Annotated in this window: 21 protein-coding genes; 12 read left to right on the forward strand and 9 right to left on the reverse strand. The window is 73.8% G+C overall.

The annotated features are described in order from the left end of the window. Positions 1 to 61: 61 nt before the first annotated feature. Positions 62 to 4,762: an ATP-dependent helicase gene (locus Aeryth_RS05420; RefSeq protein ID WP_083516579.1), complete on the reverse strand. Its 4,701-nt coding sequence runs from the start codon at positions 4,760 to 4,762 to the stop codon at positions 62 to 64. 141 nt (positions 4,763 to 4,903) lie between these two features. Here Aeryth_RS05420 and Aeryth_RS05425 point away from each other — a divergent pair, with 141 nt between their 5' ends. Then, entirely contained in the window at positions 4,904 to 5,950 is a 1,047-nt protein-coding gene (locus Aeryth_RS05425) for a DUF3048 domain-containing protein (protein WP_144433684.1), read from the forward strand. Positions 5,951 to 5,986: 36 nt separating this feature from the next. Here Aeryth_RS05425 and Aeryth_RS05430 read toward each other — a convergent pair whose 3' ends face one another. After that, entirely contained in the window at positions 5,987 to 6,655 is a 669-nt protein-coding gene (locus tag Aeryth_RS05430) for a TetR/AcrR family transcriptional regulator (RefSeq protein ID WP_067855657.1), read from the reverse strand. A gap of 136 nt (positions 6,656 to 6,791) precedes the next feature. On the opposite strand from Aeryth_RS05430, the gene Aeryth_RS05435 reads away from it, so the two are divergent. Continuing rightward, positions 6,792 to 7,316 (forward strand): hypothetical protein, encoded by a 525-nt coding sequence (locus Aeryth_RS05435; RefSeq protein ID WP_067855659.1) that lies wholly within the window; start codon positions 6,792 to 6,794, stop codon positions 7,314 to 7,316. 96 nt (positions 7,317 to 7,412) lie between these two features. Here Aeryth_RS05435 and Aeryth_RS05440 read toward each other — a convergent pair whose 3' ends face one another. After that, positions 7,413 to 8,222 carry a MerR family transcriptional regulator gene (locus tag Aeryth_RS05440; protein WP_083516282.1) on the reverse strand — a complete coding sequence of 270 codons (810 nt, stop codon included), beginning with the start codon at positions 8,220 to 8,222 and terminating at the stop codon, positions 7,413 to 7,415. An 18-nt stretch (positions 8,223 to 8,240) separates the two neighbouring features. Between Aeryth_RS05440 and Aeryth_RS05445 the strand changes: the two genes are divergently transcribed. From Aeryth_RS05445 to Aeryth_RS05460, 4 genes are read left to right on the forward strand one after another with little or no spacing between them, the layout of a single operon-like run. Then, on the forward strand, positions 8,241 to 8,792 hold the full coding sequence (locus Aeryth_RS05445) for a YqgE/AlgH family protein (protein ID WP_067855665.1): 552 nt from the start codon (positions 8,241 to 8,243) through the stop codon (positions 8,790 to 8,792). Between the two features lie 58 nt (positions 8,793 to 8,850). Next, positions 8,851 to 9,141 (forward strand): DUF3039 domain-containing protein, encoded by a 291-nt coding sequence (locus Aeryth_RS05450; RefSeq protein WP_067855668.1) that lies wholly within the window; start codon positions 8,851 to 8,853, stop codon positions 9,139 to 9,141. Continuing rightward, the gene (locus Aeryth_RS05455) at positions 9,134 to 10,828 is read left to right on the forward strand and encodes a DEAD/DEAH box helicase (protein ID WP_067855672.1); all 1,695 of its coding nucleotides are present in this window, start codon (positions 9,134 to 9,136) and stop codon (positions 10,826 to 10,828) included. Before Aeryth_RS05450 ends, Aeryth_RS05455 begins: the two co-directional genes overlap by 8 nt. A 20-nt stretch (positions 10,829 to 10,848) precedes the next feature. After that, positions 10,849 to 11,805, forward strand: a complete 957-nt coding sequence (locus Aeryth_RS05460; protein ID WP_067861390.1) for an alpha/beta hydrolase — start codon at positions 10,849 to 10,851, stop codon at positions 11,803 to 11,805. A 679-nt stretch (positions 11,806 to 12,484) separates the two neighbouring features. On the opposite strand, the gene Aeryth_RS05465 is transcribed toward Aeryth_RS05460, so the two are convergent. Beyond that, on the reverse strand, positions 12,485 to 13,108 hold the full coding sequence (locus tag Aeryth_RS05465) for a TetR/AcrR family transcriptional regulator (RefSeq protein ID WP_067855675.1): 624 nt from the start codon (positions 13,106 to 13,108) through the stop codon (positions 12,485 to 12,487). Positions 13,109 to 13,252: 144 nt separating this feature from the next. Between Aeryth_RS05465 and Aeryth_RS05470 the strand changes: the two genes are divergently transcribed. From Aeryth_RS05470 to Aeryth_RS17865, 4 genes are all read left to right on the forward strand, one after another. After that, positions 13,253 to 14,788: an acyl-CoA synthetase gene (locus Aeryth_RS05470; RefSeq protein WP_067855677.1), complete on the forward strand. Its 1,536-nt coding sequence runs from the start codon at positions 13,253 to 13,255 to the stop codon at positions 14,786 to 14,788. Next, a complete protein-coding gene (locus Aeryth_RS05475; RefSeq protein WP_067855680.1) occupies positions 14,788 to 15,687 on the forward strand; it encodes an oxygenase MpaB family protein in 900 nt (299 codons plus the stop codon). Before Aeryth_RS05470 ends, Aeryth_RS05475 begins: the two co-directional genes overlap by 1 nt. A 188-nt stretch (positions 15,688 to 15,875) precedes the next feature. After that, a complete protein-coding gene (locus tag Aeryth_RS05480) occupies positions 15,876 to 16,913 on the forward strand; it encodes an LLM class flavin-dependent oxidoreductase (protein ID WP_067855682.1) in 1,038 nt (345 codons plus the stop codon). 78 nt (positions 16,914 to 16,991) lie between these two features. Next, complete coding sequence (locus Aeryth_RS17865) at positions 16,992 to 17,129, forward strand: hypothetical protein (protein ID WP_158509182.1); 138 nt, start codon at positions 16,992 to 16,994, stop codon at positions 17,127 to 17,129. On the opposite strand, the gene Aeryth_RS05485 is transcribed toward Aeryth_RS17865, so the two are convergent. Next, on the reverse strand, positions 17,116 to 17,691 hold the full coding sequence (locus Aeryth_RS05485; RefSeq protein WP_067855684.1) for an isochorismatase family protein: 576 nt from the start codon (positions 17,689 to 17,691) through the stop codon (positions 17,116 to 17,118). The two genes, Aeryth_RS17865 and Aeryth_RS05485, sit on opposite strands and share 14 nt — an antisense overlap. A 32-nt stretch (positions 17,692 to 17,723) precedes the next feature. Beyond that, positions 17,724 to 19,010 carry a nicotinate phosphoribosyltransferase gene (locus tag Aeryth_RS05490; RefSeq protein ID WP_067855686.1) on the reverse strand — a complete coding sequence of 429 codons (1,287 nt, stop codon included), beginning with the start codon at positions 19,008 to 19,010 and terminating at the stop codon, positions 17,724 to 17,726. Between the two features lie 77 nt (positions 19,011 to 19,087). Here Aeryth_RS05490 and clpS point away from each other — a divergent pair, with 77 nt between their 5' ends. Then, on the forward strand, positions 19,088 to 19,396 hold the full coding sequence (clpS, locus tag Aeryth_RS05495; RefSeq protein WP_067855688.1) for an ATP-dependent Clp protease adapter ClpS: 309 nt from the start codon (positions 19,088 to 19,090) through the stop codon (positions 19,394 to 19,396). After that, positions 19,396 to 19,971 (forward strand): DUF2017 domain-containing protein, encoded by a 576-nt coding sequence (locus tag Aeryth_RS05500; protein WP_067855691.1) that lies wholly within the window; start codon positions 19,396 to 19,398, stop codon positions 19,969 to 19,971. Before clpS ends, Aeryth_RS05500 begins: the two co-directional genes overlap by 1 nt. 17 nt (positions 19,972 to 19,988) lie before the next feature. Here Aeryth_RS05500 and Aeryth_RS05505 read toward each other — a convergent pair whose 3' ends face one another. The 3 genes from Aeryth_RS05505 to Aeryth_RS05515 form a co-directional block, all read right to left on the reverse strand. Beyond that, positions 19,989 to 20,306, reverse strand: a complete 318-nt coding sequence (locus tag Aeryth_RS05505; RefSeq protein WP_067855694.1) for a hypothetical protein — start codon at positions 20,304 to 20,306, stop codon at positions 19,989 to 19,991. Between the two features lie 64 nt (positions 20,307 to 20,370). Beyond that, entirely contained in the window at positions 20,371 to 21,147 is a 777-nt protein-coding gene (locus tag Aeryth_RS05510; RefSeq protein ID WP_144433686.1) for an ankyrin repeat domain-containing protein, read from the reverse strand. Next, a complete protein-coding gene (locus Aeryth_RS05515; protein ID WP_067855697.1) occupies positions 21,144 to 21,776 on the reverse strand; it encodes a GntR family transcriptional regulator in 633 nt (210 codons plus the stop codon). Before Aeryth_RS05515 ends, Aeryth_RS05510 begins: the two co-directional genes overlap by 4 nt. Positions 21,777 to 21,824: the final 48 nt, after the last annotated feature.

Here is a 21,824-nt window from a genome sequence, read left to right on the forward strand (position 1 = left end):
GACCTCCTGGCGTGGGGCGGGGTGGGTGGTGCGGGGTGTCACGCCTCGCCCGGTATCTCCCTCAGGCATGGCTGGGCCGTCCGGAGGAGGCGGGGCGGCGGGCGGTGTCGCTGCCGCGGCGCAGGTCGAGCCGCAGACCCTTCGGGTGCCGGTCGAACCCTGCCGCGAGCAGCGCCTCGCCGGTGGGCGTGGTCCCGGCCGGGCGGCCGTTGACCGACTCGACCGTGAGCCGGGGGATGCGACCCGACCGACCGAGGCCCGCGACGGCCTGCGCGGCGCGGGTGAGGACGTCGACGTCGTCGGTGAACGCCAGGCACGAGCGGCCGCCGCGCTCGAGGTAGAGCACCGCGCGACCGTCGTGCACGGCCACCAGCGCACCCGCCTTGCGCGCCGGGCGGTGCTTCAGGTCGTCGGCCGCGTCGACGACGGCAGGCCAGGGGAGCGCGGCCCCGAACGGCTGGGCGGGGTCGGTGGCGGCGAGCACGACCGCGTCGACGTCGGCCGGCTCGTCGTCGGGGCGCTCGAACGAGCGCATGCGGTCGACCGTCGCCGACGACGCGAACTGGGCCGCTCCCAGGGAGTCGACGTAGTACCCGCGCAGCACCGAGCCGTTCTGCTCCAGCTCGCGCAGCACGCGGTAGGCGCCGGCGAACCCGCCGGGCGTCTGCTCGGCCACCACCGCACCGCGGGTGACCACGCCGTGCCGCGCGACGAGCGCCTCGGTGCGCGCCACCTGCAGCGCGGCCTGCTCGGCGGGGTCGTCGCCGGGACGCTCCACCGCGAACCACCGCCCCGACGCGACCGGTGGGCCGAGGCGCGCGGCCCGGGGTGAGGCCGCCATGCCGCGACGGGCGTGCAGCCGCGCTCGGGGCGTGGAGCCGCCGCGTGAGCGGTGGGCACCGCGGCCGCCCAGCCGGGCGCGGACGGGGGCGTAGGAGTCGCCGGCCACCCGACCCGACCAGACGAGCTGCCACAGCGCCTCCACGACCGCGTCGTCGGAGACCGGCTTGCCGTCGTCGGTGGCCAGACCCTGGGTGAGCTGGCGGAAGAGGTACGCGCCACCGTCCTCGAGCAGCGACAGCAGGCGCAGGCCCAGCTCGTCCGGCTCGACCGGGTCGCGCCGGGCGGGCAGCACGAGGTCGGCCGGGTGCAGCTGCACCCAGCCGTCGCTACCGGCGAGCGTGCCCGCCCCGGTCCACACCACCTCGCCCGCGCCGAGCAGCTCGTCGAGCTGGGCCGGGCTGTAGTCGCGGACCCTCGACGGCAGCACGAGCGACTCCCAGGCCGACGCAGGAAGCGGCACGCCGGCGAGCTGGTCGACCACGGCGAGCACGCCGTCGAGACCGCGCAGCGACCCGCCGACCTCCTGCCAGGAGGGCAGGAAACGGGCGAAGGTGCGTGGCTCGACGGGCTCGATCTGCTGTCGTGCGGCCGCGAGGGAGCGGCTGCGCAGCCGGCGCAGCACGTCGGTGTCGACGTGCTCGGTGCCCACGGCACCCGGCCGGAACTCGCCCTCGACGAGCCGGTCGTCGCGGGTGAGTCGACGCAGCACGTCGAGCACCACGGCGCGGCCGAGACCGAACCGGGCCGCCGCCTCGTCGGCCGTGAACGGGCCGTGGGTGCGGGCGTAGCGCGAGAGGAGGTCGCCCAGGGGATCGGCCACCGGCTGCAGGAGGGCGTCCGGGATGCCGAGCGGCACCACGACCCCGAGCGCGTCGCGCAGCCGGCCCGCGTCCTCGACGACCACCCAGCGCGGCTCGCCGGCCACCGGAAGCTCCACGACGCGACGGGCGTCCTGCAGCTCCTTGAGGGCCGGCACGGCGTCGTCGACGAGGCGGGCGTCGACCTCGTCGGTGGTGAGCGGACCCAGCAGTCGCAGCAGGTCGGCGGCGCCCTCGACGCCGCGCAGACGACGGTCCTCGGCGAGTCGTTGCAGCTCGGCCTCGGTGCGCTCCAGCACCTCCGGGTCGAGCAGCTCGCGCAGCTCGGCGCGGCCCAGCAGCTCCGAGAGCAGCGTCGGGTCGAGGGAGAGCGCGGCCGCACGGCGCTCGGCGAGCGGCGTGTCGCCCTCGTAGAGGAAGGTGGCCACGTAGCCGAACAGCAGCGTGCGGGCGAACGGCGAAGCCGTCGACGTCTCGACCTCGACGATGCGCACGTCCTGCTGCGCCACCCGCTCGGCGAGCGTGGTGAGAGCGGGGAGGTCGTACACGTCCTGCAGGCACTCGCGCGCCGTCTCGAGCAGGATCGGGAAGTCGGCGTGCTCGCGCGCGACGTCGAGCAGCTGGGCCGCGCGCTGACGCTGCTGCCACAGCGGGGCCCGGGCGCCGGGGTTGCGGCGGGGGAGCAGCAGGGCGCGCGCCGCGCACTCGCGGAAGCGCGAGGCGAAGAGCGCAGAGCCGCCGACCTCGGCCGTGACGACGCGCTCGAGGTCGTCGACGTCGAGCGTGAACAGGTCGGCACCCGGCACGCCGGCGGCCTCCGGATCGGGGTCGTCGGCGGCCCAGGGCGACGAGGTGTCGGGGATGCGCGCGACGATGCCGTCGTCGGTGGCCACGACGGAGCCGTCGACGCCGTACCGCTCGAGCACGCGCGCCGCGACGACCAGCGCCCACGGCGCGTGCACGCGACGGCCGTAGGGGGAGTGCAGCACGACCCGCCAGTCGCCGAGCTCGTCGTGGAAGCGCTCGACGACCAGCGTGCGGTCGGTCGGCAACGTGCTCATGGCCTCGCGCTGCTCGTCGAGGAAGGCCATGAGGTTGAACCGGGCCCGCTCGTCGAGGTGCTCGGGGGCGTGGCCCTCGGTGACCCGACGCAGGAACGCGCCGATCGCCTCGCCCAGCTCGGCCGGGCGGCCTGCGGCGTCGCCCCGCCAGAACGGCAGCCGCGCGGGCTCGCCGAACGCCGGGGTCACGACGACGCGGTCGTGGGTGATCTCCTGGATGCGCCAGCTGGTGGCGCCGAGCGCGAACACGTCGCCGACGCGGGACTCGTAGACCATCTCCTCGTCGAGCTCGCCGACCCGCTTGGACGGTCCCTCGTCGACGCCGTCGGCCAGCACCACGGCGAACAGGCCGCGGTCGGGGATGGTGCCACCGCTCGTGACAGCCAGCCGCTGCGCGCCCGGCCGACCCACGATGGTGCCGGCGTCGCGGTCCCAGACGAGCCGGGGTCGCAGCTCGGCGAACCGGTCCGACGGGTACCGCCCGGCCAGGAGGTCGAGCGTGGCCTCGTAGGCCGAGCGGGGGAGGGCGGCGAACGGTGCGGACCGGCGGACGACGTCGAACCACGCCTCGACCTCGACCGGCTCGAGGGCGCAGGCGGCGACGGTCTGCTGGGCCAGGACGTCGAGCGGGTTCGCGGGCACCGCGAGCCGCTCGATCGCGCCGGCGCGCATCCGTTCGGCCGTGACCGCCGCGCCCACGAGGTCGTGGCGGGTGGTCGGGTACACGAGACCGCGCGAGACCTCGCCGACCTGGTGGCCGGCGCGACCGACCCGCTGCAGCCCGCTCGCGACCGACGGGGGCGTCGACATCTGCACCACGAGGTCGACGGCGCCCATGTCGATGCCGAGCTCGAGGCTCGAGGTGGCGACGACGCAGCGCAGCCGGCCCGACTTGAGGTCGTCCTCGATGAGCGCGCGCTGCTCCTTGCTGACCGACCCGTGGTGGGCGCGGGCGAGGGCACCGACCTCCTGCGCGTCGCCGCGTCCCGACGCCGTGCCGCTCACGCCGGACACCCGGCTCGGCGGCAGCGTGCTCGTCGTCTCGGGCTCGGCGCGGGCCTCGCGGTCGGCCCACTGCTCGTTCAGGTGCGCGGTGAGCCGCTCCGCCTGGCCGCGGGAGTTGCAGAAGACGATCGTGGAGCGCACCTGGAGGATCCGCTCGACGACGTCGTGCTCGATGAAGGGCCAGATGCTGCCGCCGTTGTCGTCGGCGAGCGGGTCGCTGATGGACCGCGCGGCCGACCCCTCGTCGCGCACGACCTCGGCCTCCTGCGCACCGCGCGCCGACGGCGGCCGGGACAGCTCGGTCATGTCGTCCAGGGGGACCACGACGTCGAGCTCGAGGCGCGACGGCGACGGGGGAGCCACGACGTGGACGGGGGCGCGCCCGCCCAGGAAGCGGGCCACCTCGTCGTGCGGGCTGACCGTGGCGCTCAGCCCCACGCGTCGCGCCGGCTCGTCGAGCAGGTCGTCGAGACGCTCCATCGACAGCGCCAGGTGCGCACCGCGCTTGGTGCCCGCGACCGCGTGGATCTCGTCGACGATGACGGTGTCGACGCCGCGCAGCGTGTCGCGGGCCGCCGAGGTGAGCATGAGGAACAGCGACTCGGGGGTGGTGATGAGGATGTCGGGCGGGCTGGTGACGAGCGCCCGCCGGTCGCGTGCCGACGTGTCGCCCGAGCGGACGCCGACCCGCACGTCGGAGAACGTGTCGCCGCGGCGCGCCGCCACCTGCGTGATGCCGACCAGCGGCGACCGCAGGTTGCGCTCGACGTCGACCGCGAGCGCCTTGAGCGGGGAGATGTAGAGGACCCGGGTGCGCCGTTCCTTCTCGGGCGTCGGCTCGTGCAGCAGCCGGTCGATCGCGGACAGGAAGGCCGCGAGGGTCTTGCCCGAGCCGGTGGGCGCCACCACGAGCACGTGGCGGCGCTCCGCGATCGCGGCCCAGGCCTCGGCCTGCGCGGGGGTGGGTGCGCTGAACGCGCCCTCGAACCACTCCCGCGTGGCCGGTGCGACCGTGCTCAGCGGGTCGTCGACCAGCCGGCTCGACGGCGCGTCGGCGCGGTCGTCGGGGGGCGTGGGTTCGGGCACGGCCCCATCGTGTCAGCCGGTGCCGACACCTGCGCGTCGTCCGGCGCAGGGTCCGACGTCGGGCGCCGCGCGTCAGGCAAGGTGGACGTCATGACGAAGCACCGCCTCGCCGTCCTGGCCCCCGTCGTCGCCCCCGCCCTGGCCCTCGGGCTCGTGCTCTCCGGGTGCTCCTCGGGCCAGGGCACGAAGGCCACGCCCGAGCCGTCGAAGGGTGCCGGCGGCACCATCGTCGAGACGTCACCGCTCACCGGCGAGGTCCTGCGCGACGGACGGCCGGAGAACCCGGTGTTCCTCGTCAAGATCGAGAACACCGACGCGGGCGCGCCGCAGGTCGGGCTCGACCAGGCCGACCTCGTCGTCGAGGAGCTCGTCGAGGGCGGCCTGACCCGGCTCGCGGCGCTGTACTACTCGACGCTGCCGCGCAAGGTCGGCCACGTGCGGTCCATGCGCGCGACCGACATCGGCATCGCCTCGCCGGTCGGCGGGCAGATCGTCGCCTCGGGCGGCGCGTCCGGCACGTACGGCCTGGTCAAGAAGGCTGGTCTCAAGGTGTTCTCCGAGGACGAGGGCGCACCGGGGTTCAGCAGCGACCCCGCCAAGGTGCGCCCCTACAACCGGCTCGTGGACCTGCAGCGGCTCAAGCGGGCCAAGGCCAGCGACATCCCGGGCCCCTACCTCGACTGGACGCCCGCCAGTGGTACCGAGGCGTCGCCGTCGGCCTCTTCCTCGGCCTCGTCGTCGGCCGGGACGAAGCCGCGTCGGGTCACCCGGGCGTCCGTGCGCTTCTCGGGCTCCTCCACGACGCAGTGGAAGCTCTCGAGGGGCCACTGGGTGCGCACGAACGGCCACGCGTCCCGCGAGTTCCGCGCCGACACCCTCGTCGTGATGTTCGCCAAGGTCGGCGACGCCGGCTACACCGACCCGGCGGGCAACCCCGTGCCCGAGACGCGGATGAAGGGCTCCGGTCGTGCCGTGGTCCTGACCGCCGACGGGGCGGTCGAGACCACGTGGCGCAAGAAGGTGAACCGCTCGACCCTCTCGTTCACGACGAAGGACGGCAAGCCGCTCACCATCGACCCCGGCAAGACGTGGATCGAGCTCGTCCCGCAGGGCGCGGGCGCGCTCTCCCTGCGGTGACCGGGAGGGGCTGATCGAGAGGCCGACCGGGAGGAGTCAGGCCTCGGCGTGCGGGTCGGTGAGCGACGGCAGCAGTCGCATGCCCGCGAGGATGCCGCTGATCGAGGCGAGCACCTCGGCCGAGGCCTGCTCCGCGTCGTCGGCGTCGGCGACGTACTCCGAGCTCGAGCGGATGGCGCCGAAGAAGATGGCGGCGTAGGCCTCGCTCAGCTCGTTCGCCCCGCCGAGGTCGTCGAGCAGTGCGTCGACCGTGCGCTTGACGATGCCGTAGGAGGCGGCCCGCTCGGCGACGGCCCAGCGCTCGTGCCCGAGCGCGACCGGCCCCTCCTGCAGGCAGATGCGGCGGAACTGCGGCTCCCGGCACACCTCGAGGAAGCCCTCGAGGCCGATCTGGGCGCGCTCCCACGGGTCGTCGGCGGCGTCGATGCGCTTCTCGATCTCGCGGGTGGCCTTCTCCTGCAGCCGGTCGAAGACGCTCTCGAACAGCGCGAGCTTGCTCGGGAAGTGGTGGTAGAGCGCACCCTTCGTGACGCGGGCGGCCGCGACGACCTCGTCGAGCGACGTGCCCGCGTAGCCGTGCGCGGCGAACAGCTGCGTCGCGTTGTCCAGGAGCGCGCGCTTGGTGCTCGAGGAGTAGCCCGTCCGGCGGGTCGTGCTGCGGGCGGCGCGGAGCACCTTCTTCTGCACCTTCGCGGGACTGGTCATGGCGCCCATCCTACGCACGCGTGGTGGTGAGCCTCACAGCACGCCAAGTTGCCTGACCTGCGCAGACGCAACATACTCGAAGTACGTACCGAGGGTATGTTCCCTCGAACGACGGTCCCCCGAAAGGAGCACCTCCATGACCTGGGATGCCTACAACCGTCGCAAGTCCGCCCTCCGCGAGGTCCTGCAGCTGGCCGACCGCCGCCGCGAGGACACCGCCGACCAGCTGCTCGATGCCACCCCCGGCGCCCGCGAGGCGTTCGGCGACGAGCTCTCCCTCCTCTTCGACGTCCAGATGGCCTGGTACCAGCGGCTCAGCGGCCAGCTCGACCGCACCGTGCTCGAGGGCGACGCCCCGGCGACGGTGGCCGTCGAGGCCTGGGTCGCCGCCGCTGCCGCCATGCCTGGGGCCCGGGCCCTGCTCGACGCCCACCGCGACCGCCCTGAGCTCGCGAAGGCCTTCGCCAAGGAGCAGGCCCTGCTGGCCGTCTCCGCCGGGGTCTCCAGCTGGCACCCCGACCTCCTCGGCCAGGGCGAGCGGATCGTGGCCGAGGCCCGCGACCGCGCCGTCCACGCACCGGTCGACACGCTGCCGTCGCGCGACGGCGAGGGTCGGGCGAGTGCCTTCATCGCCCGGCTGCGCAACGCGCTCGCCGCCTGAGCGGTCCCCCTGACGTCACCCCGTCCGCGCCTTCTCCCTCCCTCCCGGCGCGGGCGGGGTGATCCCCTTCCTGCGGGGCGCGCGGGTCGGCCGTCGTCAGCCGTCGGTGGCCGCAGGAGTGGCGCGACCGCGCAGGCCCACCTCGGCGAGCTGCTGGCCGATCTCGGCGTCGATGGCCGCGGCCAGCTCCTTGCGGAACATCGCGTACGTGACCTGGCTCGCCACGGGCAGGAGCTTCTCGACCGCCCCCAGGACCTCCGGCGCCTCCTCGGGCGGCAGTCCGCGGTTCAGGAACGGCTGGGCGATCGCCTTCACGGCGTTCTCGACGAAGGAGTCCGCGATCTCGCGCAGGTTGCGCTGCAGCAGCGGGAACAGCTCGATGATGTCCTTCGGGGGCAGGCCGAGGGCGACGGCGGCGGCGCCGTTGCGGACGATCGCCGGCTGCACCAGCAGCACCGACTCGTGGTCGTCCTCGACCCAGGCCGCCAGCCCGAACTCGACCAGGGCCTCGATCAGGCCGTCGTCGCGGCCGACGTTCGCGAGCGCGGCCAGCGCGTCGCGGCTCATCAGCTCGGGCTCGACGTCGTTCCAGGGCTCGTCGAGCAGGTGCAGCAGGTCCAGCGCCGGGGCGGTGGCCGACGCCGGGCTCGACAGCACCGCCTTCTCGACGGCCGCCAGCGTGTACCCACGGTCGAGCAGGTCGCGCACGAGCTGCAGCCGCTGGAGGTGTCCGCGGTGGTAGTAGCCGGTGCGGCCCTCGAGACGAGGCGGCTCGATCAGTCCTCGCGCCGCGTACGCCCGCACGTTCCGGACGGTCATGTTCGCCCGCGCGGCGAGCTCGTCGACGGTGAACTCGACGTCCCCGTCGGCGTCGTCCGGCCCGGCTGGCCCCTCCGTCACTGACATGCGGGCATCATAGGGGGCATGGAGACGCTCGCCGGTCGACTCCTCGTCGCCACCCCGGAGATCGCTGCCGGCCCGTTCGCGCGCAGCGTCGTCCTGCTGCTCGACCACGACGAGGACGGCGCCCTGGGCGTGGTCCTCAACCATCCGCTCGAGGCCGACGTCGAGGACGTCCTGCCGGCGTGGGCGGCCGTGGTCGACGCGCCCGACTGCCTGTTCCAGGGCGGACCGGTCGCCACCGACGCCGCCCTGGCGGTGGGTGTGCTCGGCTCGTCGGCCGTCCCCGTGCCGGGCTGGCGGTCGATGACCGGCCCCTTCGGCCTCGTCGACCTCGACGGGCCGCCGCCGCAGGACGGCGCGCTGCGCGGCCTGCGCGTGTTCGCGGGGTACGCCGGGTGGGGGCCCGAGCAGCTCGAGGGTGAGCTCGAGGAGGGGTCGTGGCTCGTCGTCGAGGCACGCGACGACGACCTGCTGTCGCCCGTGCCCGAGCGGCTGTGGCGCGACGTGCTGCTGCGCCAGGACGACGACGTGCGCCTGCTCTCCACCTATCCCGAGGATCCCGGCCTCAACTGAGCCGCACGTCCACCAGCCGGGTCCGGGGGCGCTCGACCGGTCGCCCGCAGACGTTACGATGAGCCACGTGGGATTCTTCGGCAGCGGCACCCAGACGGTCCAGGACGAGCGCACCGACCTGCGCGGGGACGAGCGCCTCGAGGACGGTGACCACGAGCGCTTCAGCCACTACGTCCCGAAGGACACGCTGACCGAGGCGATGGTCATGGGCACCCCGTGCGTCGCGCTCTGCGGCAAGGTCTGGACGCCCAGCCGCGACCCGCAGCGCTTCCCGGTCTGCCCGGAGTGCAAGGAGATCTGGGAGGGCATGCAGCCCGGCGACGAGGGCGGCTCCGGCTCGGATGCCTAGCCAGCGCCTCCGGGCCTGGCAACGCGACGCGTTCGAGCTGTACTCGCGCAGGGAGCCGCGCGACTTCCTCACCGTCGCGACGCCCGGCGCCGGCAAGACCACGTTCGCCCTGACGATCGCGGCCGACCTGATGCACCGCGGTGTGGTCGAGCGCGTCGTCGTCGTCACCCCGACCGACCACCTCAAGACGCAGTGGGCGCTCGCCGCGTCGGGCCTCGGGATCCGGCTCGAGCCGGCGCTCTCGGGCGCGCTGCCCCCGGGCTTCGACGGCTACTGCGTCACCTACGCCGGCCTGTCGGTGAACCCGAACGGCCACCGCGTGCGCATCGACGCCCGTAAGACGCTGGTGATCCTCGACGAGGTGCACCACGCCGGCGACTCGCTGTCGTGGGGCGACGCCGTGCAGGAGGCGTGCGAGGGCGCGGTGCGTCGGCTCTCGCTCACCGGCACCCCGTTCCGCTCCGACGACAGCCCCATCCCGTTCGTCACCTACGAGCCGCAGCGCGACGGAACCAAGCAGAGCGTCGCCGACTACTCCTACAACTACGGGCGGGCGCTGCGCGACGGCGTCGTGCGGCCCGTGCTGTTCATGGCCTACTCCGGCCAGATGCACTGGCGCACCCGCGCCGGCGACGAGGTGGCCGCGCGGCTCGGCGAGCCGCTCACGAAGGACGCCACCGCCCAGGCCCTGCGCACCGCCCTCGACCCGGAGGGGTCGTGGATGCCCACCGTGCTGCGGGCCGCGCACCGACGGCTCCTGGAGGTCCGGCGCGACATCCCCGACGCGGGTGGTCTCGTCATCGCCTCCGACCAGGACTCCGCCCGTGCCTACGCGCGCCTGCTCACCGACCTGACGGGGGAGCGGCCCACCGTCGTGCTGTCCGACGAGGCCGGCGCGAGCGGACGCATCGCCGAGTTCTCCGCGTCGATGTCGCCGTGGATGGTTGCCGTGCGGATGGTGAGCGAGGGGGTCGACGTGCCGCGGCTCGCCGTCGGCGTCTACGCCACCACGATCGCCACGCCGCTGTTCTTCGCGCAGGCCGTGGGCCGCTTCGTGCGCGCCCGACGTCGCGGCGAGACCGCGTCGGTGTTCCTGCCCAGCGTCGCCGGTCTGCTGGCCCTCGCCGCCGACCTCGAGGTCGAGCGCGACCACGTCGTCGGCCGGCCGGTGAAGGACGAGGACGACCTGTTCGCCGCGGAGGCCGAGATGCTCGCTCGGGCGCAGGCGGGGGAGTCGGCGTCGGCCGAGCTGGAGCAGGGCACCTACCAGGCGCTCGGCAGCGAGGCCGACTTCGACCGGGTCCTCTTCGACGGTGGCGAGTACGCCGCGCAGATCTCGGACTCCCTCGACGACGACGACCTCGACTTCCTCGGCATCCCCGGCCTGCTCGAGGCCGACCAGGTGGCCGAGCTGCTGCGCGCCAAGCGGTCGAAGGCGTCGGCGGCCGCCCCCCGCGCCGTCACCCGCACCGCGGAGGACGTCGCGCACGAGCGGCGCAGCGAGCTACGGCGCGAGCTCAACGGGCTCGTCGGCGCCTGGCACCACCGCACGGGCCAGCCGCACGGCGTCACCCACGCGCAGCTGCGCACCGAGACCGGAGGGCCGGCTGCGGCGCAGGCCACCGTCGAGCAGCTGCAGCGTCGGATCGACCTGCTGCGCCGGTGGGCCCTGCGCGCGTCGGGCTGAGCGGCACTAGCGTGGGGCGCATGTCGCTGCCTCTCAGGACCCGTGTGTTCGGCGTGCTCGTCCGTCTCGGCTCCACGCCCATCGAGGAGGTCGACGACCTCGACAAGGCGCGTCGCGAGCGCCTCGGGCTGCAGCGCACCGCGATCGGACGCTGGCTGTTCGGCACGGCCGACCCGTCGGTGCGCACCACCGAGCACCACGTGCAGGTCGACGGTCGCGCCCGGCGCTTCCTGCAGCACCGACCGACCGGCGCCGCGAGCCCCGGCTCGGCACCGCCGGTCGTGCTGAACCTGCACGGCGGCGGCTGGGTGCAGGGCAATCCCGAGCAGTCGGCCTGGTTCGCGAGCCGGGTGGCTGCCCGGACCGGCGCCGTGGTCCTCTCCTTCGACTACCGACTCGCGCCCGAGGACCCGTTCCCGGCGGCCGTCGACGACGCGTGGGCGGCGCTGCAGTGGGTCGTCGAGCACGCGGAGGAGCTCGACGTCGACCCCGACCGGGTGGCCGTGATGGGCGACAGCGCCGGCGGCGGGCTGGCCGCGACGACCGCGCTGCTCGCGCGCGACGCCGGGGCGCCCAAGCTGAAGGCCGAGGTCCTCATCTACCCGGGTGTCGAGATGTACGACCGCTGGCCGAGCGAGGACGAGTTCGCCGACGCGCCCGTGCTGTCGTCGGCGAACATGCGGGCCTTCGTCCGCCTCTACCTGCGCGACCAGCACGGCACCCTCGACTGGCGCGCCTCGCCCATCCGCGCCGCGTCGCACGCCGGACTGCCGTCGACCCTCGTCCTCGTCGCCGGCCACGACCCCCTCTCCGACAACGGCCGCCGCTACGCCGAGACCCTCGGCGAGCAGGGCGTCCACGTCGTCCTCCAGGAGTTCCCCGACGCGCTCCACGGCTTCGTCAGTCTTCCTGGCGTCAGCCCCGCCGCCACCCAGGCCGTCGACGCGACGGCGAGGTTCCTGCGCGACGTGCTCTGACCTATGGGGCTGCGGTTGGCGTGACCTTGCTGGTGCGCTCCCGTCGTGGGTCTTGACTCGGGTGGTGCGCTGCCGCAGGGGGGCTGGGCTTGCTGGTGCGCTGCCTCGGCTTTCGGCTTTCGCTGGGGGTGGTCTCCGAAAGGGCCTCGACCGGGCGGCTGGCAGCAGCGTTGGGTTGGGCACTCGGGCTGTGGCCCGCGTGGGACTTAAGAATCTGCGTTGGTGGGTTCAAGCCCAAGACTTCTGCGTTTGCTACGGGATCCCGTCACCGACGCAGAAGCGTTCGACCTCGAACGCGTGAAGGAAGAATCGTGGGTGCACCTGCTGCCATGTCTGGCGCTCTCAGCGGTGGATCTACCACCTGTAGATCGCTCAGAAGGTTGCAGATCCACCGATGGCCAGCGCGAACGCAGAATCTTGCGTTGAACGAGAGCGACAGCCCGAGAACCCGAGCCGCCGCCCGCCCAGCCGCTCGGTCGAGGCCCTTGCGGAGCGCAGGTTCACGAGAAGCCGCGCCGGCGCAGCCCCACTCGAGCGAAAAGTCACGCCGACGCGGCCGCAGGTCGACGAGAAGCCGCACCGACGCAGCCCCAGGTCGACGAGAAGCCGCACCGACGCAGCCGCAGGCCGAGCGAGAACCCACTCCGACGCACCCGCAGGGCGAGTAGAGCGGAAGCCATCAGCCTCGCAACACCTCCGGCACGACGTCGTCGACGATCGCGAGCAGGGTGCGGCGCAGGAGGGTGTGGACCTGTGGGCGGGTGAGGACGTCGTGCAGGAGCCACTCGCGGGCGGCGGACCGGGCGAGGTGGCCGTAGGTGCGCACGAGGGCGCGGAGCAGGTCGCGGTGCGCGGGGTCGTCGCCGAGGTGGACGGCGTCGAGCACGCGGTCGACGGTGGTGTTCTCGGCCTCGGTCAGGATCGCCTCGAGCTCGGGGTCGCGGCCCATGACGAACGGGTCGGCGGCCGCGATCCACGTCGTGCCCGACTCCTGCAGCGCATCGAGGTACCAGGCGACGGCGGCGTCGATGCGCTCCTCGACCGTCCCGTCCGGCAGCTCCTCGACGGCCACCGACGGCACGGTCGACGCCTCGCGGACGACCTCGAGGTACAGGTCGCGCTTCGTGCCGAAGTAGTGGTTGATGAGTCCGCGCGCGACGCCGGCGTCCTGCGCGACGTCGGCGAGGGAGACGGCGGGGTAGGGGCGGGCCGCGAACGCCGCGGTGGCGGCCGCGAGGATCTCGGCGCGGCGGCGGTCCGCGTCGAGGCGCTGGAAGCGGGGGCCGTCGGGGCTCGTCGTCACCCGCCGAAGCCTGCCACGACCCCGCGCCGCCGCGCAGCCCCACCATCACGTGGCCGTTGACGGCGTCACGCCGGAGTGCCATTGTTGGCGGAGCGCCAACAAGAGTGACCTGGCGCACGCCCTATCGCGTCCCGAGGAGTCGATGTGCAGCTCACCCAAGGCCTCCACCGCGCCGTCCAGACCAGCCCCGACGCCGTCGCCACCGTCTGCGGCGACCGCCGCCGCACCTTCCGCGAGCACGCCGACCGCGTCGCCCGGCTCGCCGCCGCGCTGCACGATCTCGGGGTCCGCGAGGGCGACCGCGTGGCGATCCTGTCGCTCAACAGCGACCGCTACGCCGAGTACCTGCTGGCGGTCCCGTGGGCCGGCGCGGTCGTGAACCCCGTCAACATCCGCTGGAGCCCCGCCGAGATCGTCTACTCCCTGCGCGACTCCGGCACCACCGTGCTGCTCGTCGACGACGCGTTCGCGCCGCTCGTGCCGACGCTCACCGATCAGGTCGAGTCGCTCGTGGCGGTCGTCCACTGCGGCGACGGCGTGCTCCCCGGGGGCCTGCTGTCGTACGAGGAGCTGCTCGCCGCGCACGAGCCCGTCGACGACGCGCGTCGCTCGGGCGACGACCTCGCCGGCATCTTCTACACGGGCGGCACGACCGGCTTCCCGAAGGGCGTCATGCTCTCCCATGCCAACCTCGTCACGTCGGCCATGGGCGCGATGGCCTCCGGCGAGCTCGTGCGGCGCGGCTCGGTCCTGCTGCACGCGGCACCGATGTTCCACCTGGCCGACCTCGCCGCGTGGACGTCGCAGGTGCTGCAGGGCGGCACCCACGTGACGGTGCCGTTCTTCGAGCCGACCGCCGTGCTCGACGCGATCGAGCGGCACGGCGTCACCGACATGCTCCTCGTGCCGACGATGATCCAGATCCTCGTCGACCACCCCGCCGTCGGCGACCACGACCTCTCGTCGCTGCAGCGTCTGCTCTACGGCGGCTCGGTCATCTCCACCGGCGTCCTCGAGCGCACGCTCGCCACCCTGCCCGGCGTACGTCTCACGCAGGCCTACGGCATGACCGAGCTGTCACCGGTCGCCACCCTGCTGCTGCCCGACGAGCACGAGGGCCGTCGACTCTCGTCGGGTGGTCGCGCCGCGCTGCACTCGGAGGTACGGATCCTCGACGCCGACGACCGGCCGGTCCCGACCGGCACGGTGGGGGAGATCTGCGTGCGCGGGGGACACGTCATGCAGGGCTACTGGAACAAGCCGGAGGAGACGCGGGCGGCCCTGCGTGGCGGCTGGATGCACACGGGCGACGGCGGCTACGTCGACGAGGACGGGTTCGTCTACGTCGTCGACCGGATCAAGGACATGATCGTCACGGGCGGGGAGAACGTGTACTCGGCCGAGGTCGAGAGCGCGCTCAGCAAGCACCCGTCGGTGGCGCAGGTGGCGGTCATCGGCCTGCCCGACGAGCGCTACGGCGAGAAGGTGCACGCCTACGTCGTCGCAGCGCCGGGCACGGCCCCGGACCCCGACGAGCTGCAGACCCACGCCCGTGGCCTGATCGCGGGCTACAAGGTGCCCCGCTCGTTCACCCTCGTCGACGCACTGCCGATGTCGGGCGCGGGCAAGATCCTCAAGCGCGAGCTGCGGGCCCAGGCGGCACAGGAGGTGACCGCGTGATGGGCGTCCCCGGACTCCTGCCGCGCGACCACTGGGTGCGGCACGTCGAGACCCTCGACCCGGCCGTCGACTACGAGGAGATCTCGCGCATCACCGGGCACCACGAGTTCCCGTGGGACCTCCAGCAGGCACTCAGCTTCGCCCTCTTCCGCACCTACGCGGTGCCGTCGATCGGCAGCCTCCTGCACCGGACCGACGAGTTCACGGGCAGCACGCAGAAGCGGCACGACGACACCGTCATCGTGCTCGAGACCGTGCTCGACGACGGCATGGAGAACCCCGACGGCCGCGCCGCGATCCGGCGCATGAACCAGATGCATGGCAGCTACGACATCTCCAACGACGACATGCTCTACGTCCTGTGCACCTTCGTGGTGGCGCCGGTGCGGTGGATCGACGAGCTGGGATGGCGCCGGCTGACCGAGACCGAGCTGCGGGCGGCGGTCGAGTACTACCGACGGCTCGGGCGGCTCATGGGCATCCGCGGGATCCCCGACGACTACGCCGGGTTCGAGCGGCACATGGACCGCTACGAGGCGGCGCACTTCGCGTTCGACCCGGGGTCGCGGGCGGTCGCCGACGCCACGCTCGACCTCTTCACGACGTTCTACCCGCGGCCGCTGCGCCCGGCGATGCGCACGTTCGCGATCGCGCTGCTGGACGACCACCTGCGTCGGGCGTTCGACTACCCGGCGCCCCCGCGCTGGGTGCAGCGGGCGGCGCGCCGCGCCATCCGTGCCCGCAGCCGGGTGGTCCGCCTCCTCCCGCCGCGCCGGCGTCCGTACGACCCTCGGCGCTCGCACCGCATCCGCAGCTACCCGGGCGGGTTCATGGTCGAGCGCCTCGGGACCTTCCCCTCCGGCAGCCGGTCCGACGACGTCACCGCCTCGACCGCCTAGGGTTCGCCGCACCGGGGCCGTGACCTTCGACCCGGCCGGACGGTTGGAGGGGTGACGTCACCCTTCGTCGGGGTCCGTCCGGGCCCCGTCCCGGGGGAGGCCCGGACGGGCCGGCGCCGCCAGGACCGGCAACCCCCTCAGCACCGGCTGCGGGGAAGGGTTCGTCGCCCGCCGGTGTTGACCCCCGTATGCGCCTGTCCGTCCTCGACCTCGTCCCCGTCCGCACCGACCAGTCGACCGCGGACGCCGTCGCGGCCGCCGTCTCGCTCGCCCAGACCGCCGACCGGCTGGGCTTCGAGCGCTACTGGGTCGCGGAGCACCACAACATGCCGGCCGTCGCGGCGTCGAGCCCGCCCGTGATGATCGGCGTGCTGGCCGGCGCGACGGAGCGGATCCGTCTGGGCTCGGGCGGCGTCATGCTCCCGAACCACGCGCCGCTCGCCGTCGCCGAGCAGTTCGCCCTCCTGGAGGCCGCGTTCCCGGGCCGGATCGACCTCGGCATCGGGCGCGCGCCCGGCTCCGACCCCGTCACGTCGTGGGCGCTGCGCGGTGCTGCCGGCCGCGACGACACCGACGTCGAGAACTTCCCCCAGTACCTCGACGACGTCGTGGCCCTCATGGACGGTCGCGGTGTGCGGGTGCCGATCCCGCAGCAGCAGTACGTGCTGAAGGCGACGCCGGCCGCGACGTCGTCAGCCCGGCTGTGGCTGCTGGGCTCGTCGATGTACTCCGCGCAGCTGGCCGCGGCCAAGGGGCTGCCGTACGTGTTCGCGCACCACTTCTCGGGTCAGGGCACCGAGGAGGCGCTGGCCCACTACCGCTCGCACTTCCGCCCGTCGGACCTGCTGGACCGCCCGACGACGTTCCTCACGGTGAACGCCTCGGTGGCCCCGACGACCGAGGAGGCGCTGGCCATGGCGCTGCCGAACCTGCAGAACATGGCGCGTCTGCGCACCGGCCAGCCGCTCACCGCGATCGACCTCGTCGAGGACGCGCAGGAGGCGGTGCTCGCACCGCAGCAGCAGGCCATGGTCGACGCCGGCACGACGCGGCCGGTGCTGGGCGACCCGGAGACCGCTGCCCGGCAGGTGCGTGAGCTCGCGGAGCACTTCGAGGTCGACGAGGTCATGCTGCACCCGGTGGGGTCGGCCCGTCGCGGGGCGGACCCCCGACGCTCTCCTGCACGCGAGGAGACGCTCGAGCTGCTGGCCAAGGAGCTGCTCTAAGCCGCTCGTCCGGCACCGGTCACCTGACGTTCACGTCGGCGACCGGTGCCGTTGCGCTGCCGGGGTCACGCTGGCGCCATGAAGCACACGCTCACCCGTCGCGACCTGCTCGCCTCGATCCCGGTGATCGCCCTCGGGGCGCTGCTGTTCGTGCTCCCGCCGGCCCCGGACCAGCCCACGCAGACGCCCACGGCGTCCGCGGTCAGCGCTCCCTGACCTCGACCTGCGCCGCGCGCAGCTCCTCGCGCAGCGCAGGCAGCCCCGAGGGGTCGACCGCGGCGGTCATCCCCTCGATCACCCGCACCGCGAAGCCCTCGCGGGCGCCGTCGAGCGCGGTGGCCCGCACGCAGTGGTCGGTGGCGATGCCGACGACGTCGAGCGTCGTGACGCCGCGCTCGTGCAGCCACGCCGCCATCGACACCCCGTCGGAGGTCAGGCCCTCGAAGCCGGAGTAGGCCGCCTCGTACTCGCCCTTGAGGAAGACCGCGTCGAACTGGTCGTCACGCAGCGGCTCGTGCAGCTCCGCCCCCGGCGTGCCGACGACGCAGTGCGGCGGCCAGGAGTCGACGTAGTCGGGGGTGCTGGAGAAGTGCGGTCCGGGGTCGACGTGGTGGTCGCGCGTGGCGACGACGGTCGTGTAGGCGCCGGACGCGAGCAGCGTCGCCACCCGGTGGGCGAGGTCGGCGCCTCCGGCGACGGCGAGCGAGCCGCCCTCGCAGAAGTCGTTCTGCACGTCGACGACGACGAGCGCGGTGGACGGGTCGTGGGTCGTGGTCATGGATCCTCCCGACGGGTGGGGGTGGGGTCGGTTCAGCGCTCGAAGATCGTCTCGAGCACGGGCTCACCGGCGGAGAGCTTGTGCGCGGCGGCGGGCAGCTCGGCGATCGCCGCGGCATGGCGTGCGCGCGCGTCGTCGAGCGTGTCGTGGTGCACCCGCGTGCCGCCCTCGACGAACGGCACGAGCAGCGAGCGGTCGTCGCCGTCGTCGTGCGGCGGTGCGCCGATGCCGACCACCTCGGCCTGCGCCGTGCCCGTCGCCGAGCGCCGTCGCAGGGCCCACTTGCGGCCGCCGACGCTGGCCTTGTCGGCACTCTTCTTGGCCACCGGGACGAGGGCGTCGCCGTCGTCGGCGCGCGCGACCAGCTTGTAGACGAACCCCGACGTGGGGGCGCCGGACCCGGTGACGAGCGACGTGCCCACGCCGTAGCCGTCGACCGGTGCGGCGGCGAGCCCGGCGATGGCGTGCTCGTCGAGGTCGCTGGTGACGACGATGCGCGTCGCCGTGGCGCCGAGGCCGTCGAGCTGCTCGCGCACCCGCCGCGCCAGGGACGGCAGGTCGCCGGAGTCGATCCGGATGGCGCCGAGCCCTGGTCCGGCGACGTCGATCCCCGTGCGGACCGCCTCCTCGATGTCGTAGGTGTCGACGAGCAGCGTGGTGCCGGTCCCGAGCGATGCCACCTGCGCCGTGAACGCGTCGCGCTCGGTGTCGTGCAGCAGCGTGAACGAGTGGGCGCTGGTGCCCGCCGTCGGGATCCCGTGCGTGCGCCCGGCCTCGAGGTTGGACGTCGTGGCGAAGCCGGCCACGTAGGCGGCGCGTGCGGCGGCGACAGCGGCGCGCTCGTGGGTGCGGCGCGAGCCCATCTCGATGCAGGGCCGTCCGTCGGCCGCGCCGACCATGCGGGCAGCAGCCGACGCGATGGCGGAGTCGTGGTTGAGCACCGACAGGAACAGCGTCTCCAGGACGACCGCCTCGGCGAAGGTCCCCTCGACGACGAGCACCGGCGACGCCGGGAAGTAGAGCTCGCCCTCGGGGTAGCCCCACACGTCGCCGGTGAACCGGTAGTCGGCGAGCCAGTCGCACGTCGTGTCGTCGACGACGCCCCGCTCGCGCAGCCAGGCGACGGTGTCGGGGTCGAAGCGGAAGTCCTCGAGGGCGTCGAGCAGGCGCCCGGTGCCCGCCACGACGCCGTAGCGCCGGCCGGTCGGCAGCCGGCGCGCGAACAGCTCGAACACGGAGTGCCGGTGCGCCGTGCCGTCGGCGAGGGCCGCCTGCAGCATCGTGAGCTCGTAGTGGTCGGTGAGGAGTGCCGTGGTCACCTCGCCAGCGTAGGGCCGCCGTCGGACGCGGCACCCCCACGCGGGCGCGTTTCGGTCCGCGTCGAGCCTGGGACACAATGGGACGCGTGACCACCCCGGCCCCGGTAGAGCTCGACGAGCCCGCGTCCGAGCTCGGCCTCGCGCTCCAGGACCCGTGGGTCACGATCGTCTGGAACGACCCCGTGAACCTGATGTCGTACGTGGCGTACGTGTTCCGTACCTACTTCGGCTACACCGAGGAGAAGGCGACCGAGCTGATGCTGGCGGTGCACCACGAGGGGCGGGCGGTCGTGTCGAGTGGGAGCCGCGAGCAGATGGAACGGCACGTGCAGGCCATGCACGAGTACGGCCTGTGGGCGACCCTGCAGAAGTCGGACTCCGTCTGATGCGTCCCTTCAAGCGCCGCCGACGCGGCGGGGTCGTGGCCGTGTTCGAGCCCGACGAGGCACACGTGCTGGCCAACCTGGCCGGACAGGTGGTCGAGCTGCTGCGCGACCGCAACGGTGCCAGCGAGTCCGACCCCGACCCGCTCGCCCTCCAGCTCGGCATGGGTGGCCCGTCGCTGCCGCCGGAGGACCCGGTGCTGCGCCGGCTCCTGCCCGACGCCTACGGCGACGACGAGGAGGAGTCGGCCGAGTTCCGCCGCTTCACCGAGCGCTCGCTCACGAGCGCCAAGGTCGAGAACGCCGAGCGTCTCATCGCGTCGCTCGAGGCCGGTGGCCTCGACGACGAGGGGGAGATGGACACCGTCGTGGAGGTCGAGCTCGACCCCGCCGACGTGCAGGCGTGGCTGCGCAGCCTGACCGACATCCGGCTCTCCATCGCCGTCCGCCTCGGCATCGACTCCGAGGACGACCAGCTCGCGCTCTCCGAGAGCGACGACCCCGCCGTGAGCACGATGGTCGACGTCTACGACTGGCTCGGCTACGTGCAGGAGACCCTGGTCGGCGCACTCGACTGAGCAGCGCGACGAGGCGCTCAGCCGACGTCGACCAACGGCACCGAGAACACGCCGTCGACCCGGAACTCGACGCGGACCGGGACGTCGGACTCGTACCCGCCGCGTCGGTGGACACGAGCGTCGCAGTCCATGGTGTCGCCGACGCCGACCCAGGACGGAAGGGGCTCGCACGAGGCGTCGATGCCCGAGACCTCCGTGCCTCGTGGCCCCAGACGCTCCCAGAGGTCGTACCGGACCATCTGCTCGATATCGGCTGTCGTGTCACCGCCTGAGCAGGCCGCCAGCGGCAGCAGCAACGTCAGCAGGAGCGGCAACGGGACCGGTCGGTGCGGCATGCCCGGCACGCTAGACCGCGCGGGCGGCTCGTGTCGCCCGAACCCGGAACGTGTTCCGGACCCCTCAGCCGCGACGCAGGACCGCTGCCATGGCGGTCAGCCCGCGGGCCTCGGCGAGCTCGAGCGCGGTGCGTCCCTGCCGGTCGCGGATCATCGGGTCGGCGCCCGCGTCGAGCAGCGCCTGGACGACGGCCCGGTGGCGGCGGCCGCCGTCGCCGAGCACCACGGCCTCCAGGAGTGCGGTCCAGCCGAGGTCGTTCACGTGGTCGAGGTCGACGTCGGTCGTGGTCACCCAGCGGACGTACGCGACGTGCCCGCGCTCGCTCGCGGGGATCGGCGAGAGACCCCCGAAGCGGTTGCGCAGGGTCAGGTCGGCGCCCGCGTCGAGCAGCAGGCGCCCCATCGCGACGCTGCCGGTGACCCCCGTGACCAGCCACGGCGTGTCGGAGCGGTCGTCCACCGCGTCGGGGTCGGCACCGACGTGCAGCAGCAGCTCTGCGACCTCGACGTGGTCCGCCGCCGCGGCGAGCAGCAGCGGGGTGCGGCGTCGCGCGTCGCGTGCCTCGACGTCGGCTCCGTCGCGCAGGGCGCGGGCAGCACCCCGCGCGTCGCCGTCGCCCGCCGCGGCGAGCAGGCGACGGTCGACCCGCTGCTGCGCGGCGGCGTCGAGGCTGGGGCGCGGCGAGGCCGACGCGGACGGGGAGGGCGGGGTGCGGGTCACAGCGGTCTCCTCGGGGCTGGTCGGGCGTCCGGCGCCGGGGTTGGGAGCGGGATCCGCAGGCGCGGAGCAGGAGGTGACGACGAGCGTCGCGAGCACGGCGACCGCTCCGCGCGCCCTCACGTCCGCTCCGCGAGCGCCGCGCGGCTCGTGCGGACGTGCTGCGCCAGGACCGCCTCCACGCGGTCGGCGTCGCCCTGCTCGATCGCGTCGACGAGCGCGACGTGCTCCGCGTGCACGGGTGCGGGGTCCGCGTGCTGCTGCAACGCCCAGCCGAGGACGCGGCGCAGCGGTCGGGCGGTGCGGCGCACGGTCGGTGCTGGCGCGAGGTCGAGCAGGCGCAGGTGGAACTCGGCGTTGAGCCGCACGGCGTCGGCCTCGCGTCCGCCGTCGATCGCCGACCCGGCGCGCATCAGCAGCGTGCGCAGCGACGACAGGTCGGTGCCGGCGGCGAGCAGGCGCCGCACGGCCACGGCGTCGAGGGCGTGCGCCACCTCCAGCAGCTCGCTCACCTGGTCGGGGGAGAGGTCGCTCACCGCCACGCCCCCGGTGGCCCGCTCCGTGGCGAACCCCTCGACGACCAGCTGGTGCAACGCCTGGCGCACCGGGACGCGCGAGACGCCGATCCAGTCGGCGAGCCGGCGCTCGACGAGACGTTGACCCGGCACGAGGTCGCCGGCCACGATGAGGTCGCGGAGCACGTCGGCGGCGCGGTCGGCGTCGAGCGCACCCTCGCGGCGGGTCTTTGGCATACCAAAAGCGTAGCGGGTCGGTCGCCACGCCCGACCGTCTCGCGACCC

The organism is Aeromicrobium erythreum, from assembly GCF_001509405.1.
In the GTDB taxonomy this organism is placed as follows: Bacteria; Actinomycetota; Actinomycetes; order Propionibacteriales; family Nocardioidaceae; genus Aeromicrobium; species Aeromicrobium erythreum.

Excerpts from the sequence above, each read along its gene's own strand:
- Aeryth_RS05425 (WP_144433684.1), top strand. The coding sequence starts at position 4,904 with ATGACGAAGCACCGCCTCGCCGTCCTGGCCCCCGTCGTCGCCCCCGCC.
- Aeryth_RS05430 (WP_067855657.1), bottom strand. The coding sequence starts at position 6,655 with ATGACCAGTCCCGCGAAGGTGCAGAAGAAGGTGCTCCGCGCCGCCCGC.
- Aeryth_RS05435 (WP_067855659.1), top strand. The coding sequence starts at position 6,792 with ATGACCTGGGATGCCTACAACCGTCGCAAGTCCGCCCTCCGCGAGGTC.
- Aeryth_RS05440 (WP_083516282.1), bottom strand. The coding sequence starts at position 8,222 with ATGTCAGTGACGGAGGGGCCAGCCGGGCCGGACGACGCCGACGGGGAC.
- Aeryth_RS05445 (WP_067855665.1), top strand. The coding sequence starts at position 8,241 with ATGGAGACGCTCGCCGGTCGACTCCTCGTCGCCACCCCGGAGATCGCT.
- Aeryth_RS05450 (WP_067855668.1), top strand. The coding sequence starts at position 8,851 with ATGAGCCACGTGGGATTCTTCGGCAGCGGCACCCAGACGGTCCAGGAC.
- Aeryth_RS05455 (WP_067855672.1), top strand. The coding sequence starts at position 9,134 with ATGCCTAGCCAGCGCCTCCGGGCCTGGCAACGCGACGCGTTCGAGCTG.
- Aeryth_RS05460 (WP_067861390.1), top strand. The coding sequence starts at position 10,849 with ATGTCGCTGCCTCTCAGGACCCGTGTGTTCGGCGTGCTCGTCCGTCTC.
- Aeryth_RS05475 (WP_067855680.1), top strand. The coding sequence starts at position 14,788 with ATGGGCGTCCCCGGACTCCTGCCGCGCGACCACTGGGTGCGGCACGTC.
- Aeryth_RS05480 (WP_067855682.1), top strand. The coding sequence starts at position 15,876 with ATGCGCCTGTCCGTCCTCGACCTCGTCCCCGTCCGCACCGACCAGTCG.
- Aeryth_RS17865 (WP_158509182.1), top strand. The coding sequence starts at position 16,992 with ATGAAGCACACGCTCACCCGTCGCGACCTGCTCGCCTCGATCCCGGTG.
- Aeryth_RS05485 (WP_067855684.1), bottom strand. The coding sequence starts at position 17,691 with ATGACCACGACCCACGACCCGTCCACCGCGCTCGTCGTCGTCGACGTG.
- clpS (WP_067855688.1), top strand. The coding sequence starts at position 19,088 with ATGGGACGCGTGACCACCCCGGCCCCGGTAGAGCTCGACGAGCCCGCG.
- Aeryth_RS05500 (WP_067855691.1), top strand. The coding sequence starts at position 19,396 with ATGCGTCCCTTCAAGCGCCGCCGACGCGGCGGGGTCGTGGCCGTGTTC.
- Aeryth_RS05505 (WP_067855694.1), bottom strand. The coding sequence starts at position 20,306 with ATGCCGCACCGACCGGTCCCGTTGCCGCTCCTGCTGACGTTGCTGCTG.
- Aeryth_RS05515 (WP_067855697.1), bottom strand. The coding sequence starts at position 21,776 with ATGCCAAAGACCCGCCGCGAGGGTGCGCTCGACGCCGACCGCGCCGCC.